The organism is Xanthobacter sp. BG11Y11_SDJG (assembly GCF_057364445.1).
The window spans coordinates 1-5,835 of sequence record NZ_JBNFNU010000277.1 but is presented as its reverse complement, the minus strand read 5'-3'; the positions used below and the strand labels follow the sequence as shown (position 1 = coordinate 5,835).

6 protein-coding genes are annotated in these 5,835 nt (G+C 69.7%); 2 read left to right on the top strand and 4 right to left on the bottom strand.

The window, feature by feature from the left end; genetic code table 11:
* Positions 1-189 precede the first annotated feature (189 nt).
* Positions 190-744, bottom strand: coding sequence for an ActR/PrrA/RegA family redox response regulator transcription factor (locus tag AC2W7M_RS18490; protein WP_121624081.1), 555 nt, complete (start codon positions 742-744; stop codon positions 190-192).
* Between the two features lie 69 nt (positions 745-813).
* Positions 814-2,169, bottom strand: a complete 1,356-nt coding sequence (locus AC2W7M_RS18485; protein WP_486133916.1) for an ActS/PrrB/RegB family redox-sensitive histidine kinase — start codon at positions 2,167-2,169, stop codon at positions 814-816.
* A gap of 235 nt (positions 2,170-2,404) precedes the next feature.
* Here AC2W7M_RS18485 and AC2W7M_RS18480 point away from each other — a divergent pair, with 235 nt between their 5' ends.
* On the top strand, positions 2,405-3,748 hold the full coding sequence (locus AC2W7M_RS18480; RefSeq protein ID WP_486133915.1) for a polyhydroxyalkanoate depolymerase: 1,344 nt from the start codon (positions 2,405-2,407) through the stop codon (positions 3,746-3,748).
* A gap of 296 nt (positions 3,749-4,044) precedes the next feature.
* Entirely contained in the window at positions 4,045-4,797 is a 753-nt protein-coding gene (locus AC2W7M_RS18475; RefSeq protein ID WP_486133919.1) for a M48 family metallopeptidase, read from the top strand.
* A gap of 25 nt (positions 4,798-4,822) precedes the next feature.
* Here the strand turns inward: AC2W7M_RS18475 and AC2W7M_RS18470 are convergent, their stop codons facing one another.
* Both AC2W7M_RS18470 and AC2W7M_RS18465 read right to left on the bottom strand, forming a co-directional pair.
* Entirely contained in the window at positions 4,823-5,236 is a 414-nt protein-coding gene (locus AC2W7M_RS18470) for a DoxX family protein (RefSeq protein ID WP_486133913.1), read from the bottom strand.
* Positions 5,237-5,323: 87 nt separating this feature from the next.
* Positions 5,324-5,835, bottom strand: a 512-nt coding sequence (locus tag AC2W7M_RS18465; protein ID WP_486133911.1) for an AbrB family transcriptional regulator, incomplete at its 5' end; no start/stop codon positions are given.

Below are 5,835 nucleotides of genomic sequence, written 5' to 3'. Positions count from 1 at the left end.
CGCAGTCCGTCGAGCCGGTCAGCGGCGGCGGCGCGGCGAACGGCAGGCCGGAGGCGAAGGCGAGGCCGAGCGCGAGCCCGGCTCTGGATGAGGCACGCATGGCGAAGCTCCCGGTTGCGCAGGCCGGCGTCGGGCCGCCTTCCCTACGGGAACGCCGGCGCGCCGGATCAGTGCCCGGCGGCGCCCGACTCAGCGCGGCGCGCGCTTGGCGAGGATGCGCTGCAGGGTGCGGCGGTGCATGGAAAGCCGGCGCGCGGTCTCCGACACGTTGCGCCCGCACAGTTCGTAGACCCGCTGGATGTGCTCCCACCGCACCCGGTCTGCGGACATGGGGTTTTCCGGCGGGATCGGCTTGTGGTCGCCGGTGGCGAACAGAGCGGCCACCACGTCGTCCGCATCGGCCGGCTTGGCGAGATAGTCCACCGCGCCGAGCTTCACCGCGGTGACGGCGGTGGCGATGTTGCCGTAGCCGGTGAGCACGATGGCGCGGGCGCCGGGCCGGTGCTTCTTGAGCGCCGAGATCACGTCGAGGCCGGTGCCGTCGCCGAGCCGCATGTCCACCACCGCATAAGCGGGAGCGCCGGCCTCGACCCGGGCGAGGCCCTCGGCCACGGTCTCGGCGGTGGCGACGGCAAAGCCGCGCGCCTCCATGGCCCGCGCCAGGCGCTGGAGGAACGGACGGTCGTCATCGACGATCAGGACCGACCGCTCTTCTCCCACCTCGGGGGGCGTCACATCGTTCATCGCTCAAATCCTCGAATCTGCGAGCCGCTCGCCGATGGCTCTCCGCATACCGTCAATTTTCCCGGACTTTTACGCTTCTTTGGACGTAGAATAGCTCAGGCCGCGTCGATCTGTCGCGCCTCTTTCCACTTCTATGGCCAGCGCCGCGCGCGGCCAGGACACGGTGATGAGCGCGCCGGTCTGCGGCGGCGCCCGGTTGGCGAAGGTCAGCGCCGCCCCGGTGCGCTCCAGGAGCGTCTTGGCGATGAAGAAGCCGAGGCCGAGGCCGCTCTCCCCGTCCGGGTCCTGCCGGTCGCGCGCCCGGGAGGTGACGTAGGGCTGGCCGATGCGAGCAATCACCTCCGGCGCGAAGCCGGGACCGTCGTCGCGCAGGACGATCTCCAGCCCCGTGGCGCTCCACTGGGCATGGATCTCGACCCGCTCGGCGGCGAAGTCCACCGCGTTCTCCACCAGGTTGCCGAGGCCGTAGATGAGGCCGGGATTGCGCGCGATCACCGGCGCGTCCGGGTCGTCCGGCACGTCGATGGCGATGGTGATGCCGAAATTGCGGTGCGGCTCCACCACCTCCTCCAGCAGCAGGCGCAGCGGCATGCGGTCGAACGGGGCGTCGCCCGCCTGCAGCGAGGTGAGCGTCTGGAGGATGTCGCGGCAGCGCTTCGCCTGCTCGCGCAGCAGCGCCACGTCCTCGGCATGGGGATCGTCCGGCGTCATAGAGCGCTCCATCTCCTTCACCACGAGGGCGATGGTGGAGAGCGGCGTGCCCAGTTCGTGGGCCGCGGCGGCGGCGAGGCCGTCGATGGCGGACAAATGCTGCTCGCGGGCGAGCACCAGCTCGGTGGCGGCGAGCGCGTCGCCGAGTTCGCGCGCCTCCTCCGCCACGCGCCAGGAATGCAGGCCGATGAAGCCCACCGCCACGGTCAGCGAGACCCAGACGCCGGCGAGATAGAGATCGGGCAGCACCGGTGCGTCCGGACCGCCCCAGGGCAGCGGCCAGGCATAGAGGCCGACCGCCCCGGCGCAGGCCACCGCCAGCGCCCCGAGCATCACCGTGGTGCCCCAGGACAGGCCGGTGGCCGAGATCATGACCGGGGCCAGATAGAGCAGCACGAACGGATTCTTAAGCCCGCCCGTGAGATAGAGCAGAGCGGTGAGCTGAAGGACGTCATAGGCGAGCAGCGGCCCCGCCGCTCCGTCGCCGAGCCGCCGGGCGAGCGGATACTTGATCCGTAGGAAGACGTTCAGGAGCACCGACAGGGACACCGCCGCGAGGCAAGGCGCGATGGGCAGATCGAAGCCCAGGACCAGGTTGACCACCACGAGCGCGGCCGTCTGGCCCGCCACGGCGAGCCAGCGCAGCCGAATCAGGGTGTCGAGCCGCAGTCCCACGGAGCGGCCGTGCTGCGACGCAGCAAGCGCGGGCATCATTCGCTTTTACCTCCCACCCCATATCGGGGTGCCTTGGAGTGTGACATCGGGGCCATATCGCCACATTGATATGGACCCCTATCCTTTCGTCGGCGTTGACCCAGCCCAGGACAAGGGGGAGGGTCCCCGATCCCATTTGGCGAGGTTGGTCCATGGCCATCGGTGAATTCACCGGCGTGACGAAGCTGCCGACCAATCGATTGGCCTGTCGACGCCGCTCTACTGGCTCTACGAGATGGGCCACGCTGCGCTCAATCCCTCGCGCGCCATGGCGGACGCGAGCCGGATGTTCCTGAAGAACCCCATCAATCCGGTGTCGCACACCACCATCGGCAAGTCGATGGCGGCGGCCTGCGAGCTGTTCGAGCGCACCACCCGGCGCTACGGCAAGCCGGACTGGGGCATCACCCACACCACCGTGGGCGCCATGAAGGTGCCGGTCCACATCAACACGGTGTGGTCGCGGCCGTTCTGCAATCTCCTGCATTTCGAGCGCGCCTTCGACCATCCCCCGCGCCGGCCGCAGCCGCGCCTGCTGGTGGTGGCGCCGGTCTCGGGCCACTACGCCACCCTGCTGCGCGGCACGGTCGAGGCCATGCTGCCCACCCACGACGTGTTCGTGACCGACTGGGTGGACGCCAAGATGGTGCCGCTGGCGGAGGGCCGCTTCGGCCTGTCGGACTATGTGGACTACCTGATCTCCATCTTCCACCGCATGGGCGGCGACTGCCACGTGATGGCGGTGTGCCAGCCGGCGGTGCCGGTGCTGATGGCGGTCGCCCGCATGGAGCAGGAGGAGGACCCCTACGTCCCCAAGTCCATGATCCTCATGGGCGGGCCCATCGACACCCGCGAGGCGCCCACCGCCGTCAACGCGATGGCCCAGGACCGCGGCATCGACTGGTTCCGGCGCAACGTCATCACCCAGGTGCCTTGGCCTCACGCCGGCGCGCTCAGGGAGGTCTATCCCGGCTTCCTGCAGCTCAACGGCTTCATGAGCATGAACCTTGACCGCCATCTGCAGGCCCATTGGGACCTGTTCCGCCATTTGGTGAAGGGCGATGGCGATTCGGCGGAGAAGCACCGCGAATTCTACGACGAGTATCTCGCCGTCATGGACCTCACCGCCGACTTCTATCTCGACACGGTGGAGAACGTGTTCATCACCCACGCTCTGCCCAAGGGCGAGATCATGCACCATTCCCAGCGCGTCGATCCCTCGGCGGTGCATCGGGTGGCGCTGATGACCGTGGAAGGCGAGAAGGACGACATTTCCGGCATCGGCCAGACCAAGGCCGCCCATGCCCTGTGCCCGCGCATTCCCGAGGACAAGCGCGCCCATTGGGAGCAGCCGGGGGTGGGCCATTACGGCGTGTTCAACGGCTCGCGCTTCCGCTCCGAGATCGCCCCACGCATCTCCGACTTCATCCTCTCCCAGGAGGTGCCGGCCGGAGCCGTGCGCACGCCGGCCCCGCGCCGTCCGGCGCCGGAGCCGCAGGGCGACCTTCCGGCGGAGACCGACGTGTTCGGCTTTCCGCCCAACGTTCACGCCGCTCCACTCCCGCGCGCCTCCAGCTGAGGCGCGCGGCGGCGCGGCGGCGCCAAGGACGACGCCAATAAAGACAACGGTCCCGGCACCTCGCCGGGGCGCTCTCCAAGCCGGGACGGGCCATTTGACAGGCATCATCCGTAGATTGCTGCCCGCCTGATCCGTCCGGCCCGCCCGCAGCCCTGCTTCCTCAACAGTTTGGAAAGCGTTTCGCAGCTTTTTCAGGCCGCATGCTGTCTTGCGTGTGGGCGACGCTTACGGGAGGGGTAGCCGGGAACGTGGTTTTTGGCGAAGATGCGGCTGCGAACATCTCCAGAACGATCGCCATGCTGTTCCGCCGCCAGGATCGGAAGACCCCGCCACGGGGCGCAATCGAATCCATCGAGCTGCTGCTCGATGGAGAGCCTCTGGCCGTGACGGTCCGCCGGCACCCGAAGGCCCAGCGGCTGACCCTGCGCGTGCGCGCCGTGGCGCGTGACGTGACGCTGACCGCCCCGCCCCACGTCCCGCTTTCCGCGGCGCGGAATTTCGTCGAGCGCCATCGCGAATGGGTGCGCGTGCGGCTGGTGCGGCTGCCGGAGATGGTGCCGTTCGAGGCCGGGGCGGTCATTCCGGTGCGGGGCGAAGCGCACCTCATCGTCCACCGGCCCGAGGCGCGTGGCACCGTGTGGGCCGCGCCCGCCAGCGGCGGACTGCCGATGCTCTGCGTCTGCGGCGAGGCGCCGCACATTTCCCGCCGGGTGCGCGACCATCTCAAGCGGGAGGCCCGCGCGGAGCTGATGAAGGCGGTGCGCCGCCATGCGGCGGCGCTCAAGGTGGAGGTGGGCCGCATCACCCTGCGCGACACGGCAAGCCGCTGGGGGTCCTGCTCGGCGAAGGGGGACCTCTCCTTCTCCTGGCGGCTCATCATGGCGCCGCCCTTCGTGCTCGACTATCTCGCCGCGCACGAGGTGGCCCACCGGCTGGAAATGAACCACGGGCCGCGCTACTGGCGGCTGGTGGAGACCATCTTCCCGCGCCGCGCCGAGGCGGAGGCGTGGCTGCGCCACAACGGGGCGGGGCTGCACCGCTACGGCTGACCCCGCGCCCCGCCTTCGGCCGGCGTCAGTTGCGGTGGCCGACCTGACGCTCCAGCGAGATGGCGCCCGGCCCGCTGGCGAAATAGAACAGCAGCCCGCCGATGACGGCGAGGTTCTTGAAGAACTGGATCTGCTGCGCCGGCTGGACCGCCTCGGGCATCAGCCAGAAGGCGTGCGCCGTCAGGGTCGCCACGACCGTGAAGCCGATCAGCAGGATCGCGGTGAGCCGCGAGGCGATGCCGAGGATCAGCGCCACCGGCGCGGCGATCTCGATGATCACGGCGAGGATCGCGAGCGTGCTCGGATAGGGCAGGCCCTTGCTCGTGAGCATGCCGGTGATGCCGGAGATGTTGGTGGCCTTCTGGATGCCGGAGGGCAGAAACAGGGCGGCCATGAACAGCCGGCCGAAGAGAAGGGCGACGTCGTCCAACAGGTGCATGGGGGAACTCCTGCGCAGGCCATCCTTATGGCGCGAAACAGCAAACTTGACCATGGGAAAAGCCGCGCGGGGGATGGACGGCGTCGCTTACTTCCCCTCCCGCACCGCGAACAGCAGGCGTGCCAGCACCGGCAGCGCCACCGAGAGGCCGGCGAAGCGGAACAAATGGTGCGCGCTCATGAAAGCGGGGTCGTAGCCGAGCGCGAAGCCGAGCGCCGTCATCGCCTCCAGCGCCCCCGGCGCGAAGGCGGTGAGCAGCTTGCCCGGATCGTCGTGGGTGGCGAGCGCGGCGATCAGCGCGAACACCGCCGAGATGGACGCGGCCACCACGAAGGCGACCACCGAGACCAGCGTCATCTCGCGCACCGTGTGGAGGCTCGTGCCGCGGAACCGGACGCCGACATTGCACCCCAGCACCACGAAGGCGGGAACCAGCAGCGTCGGCGGCAGCGTGGCGGTGGACAGGCCGGTGAGGTGCAGCAGGCCGCTGGCCAGCAAGGCGCCGACGATGACGCCCCCCGGCATGCGCACCGCGCCCGGCGAGAAGGCCGGCCGCGGCGCCCGCCAGAAGCAGCAGCAGCGACCGTCCACGCAGGTCG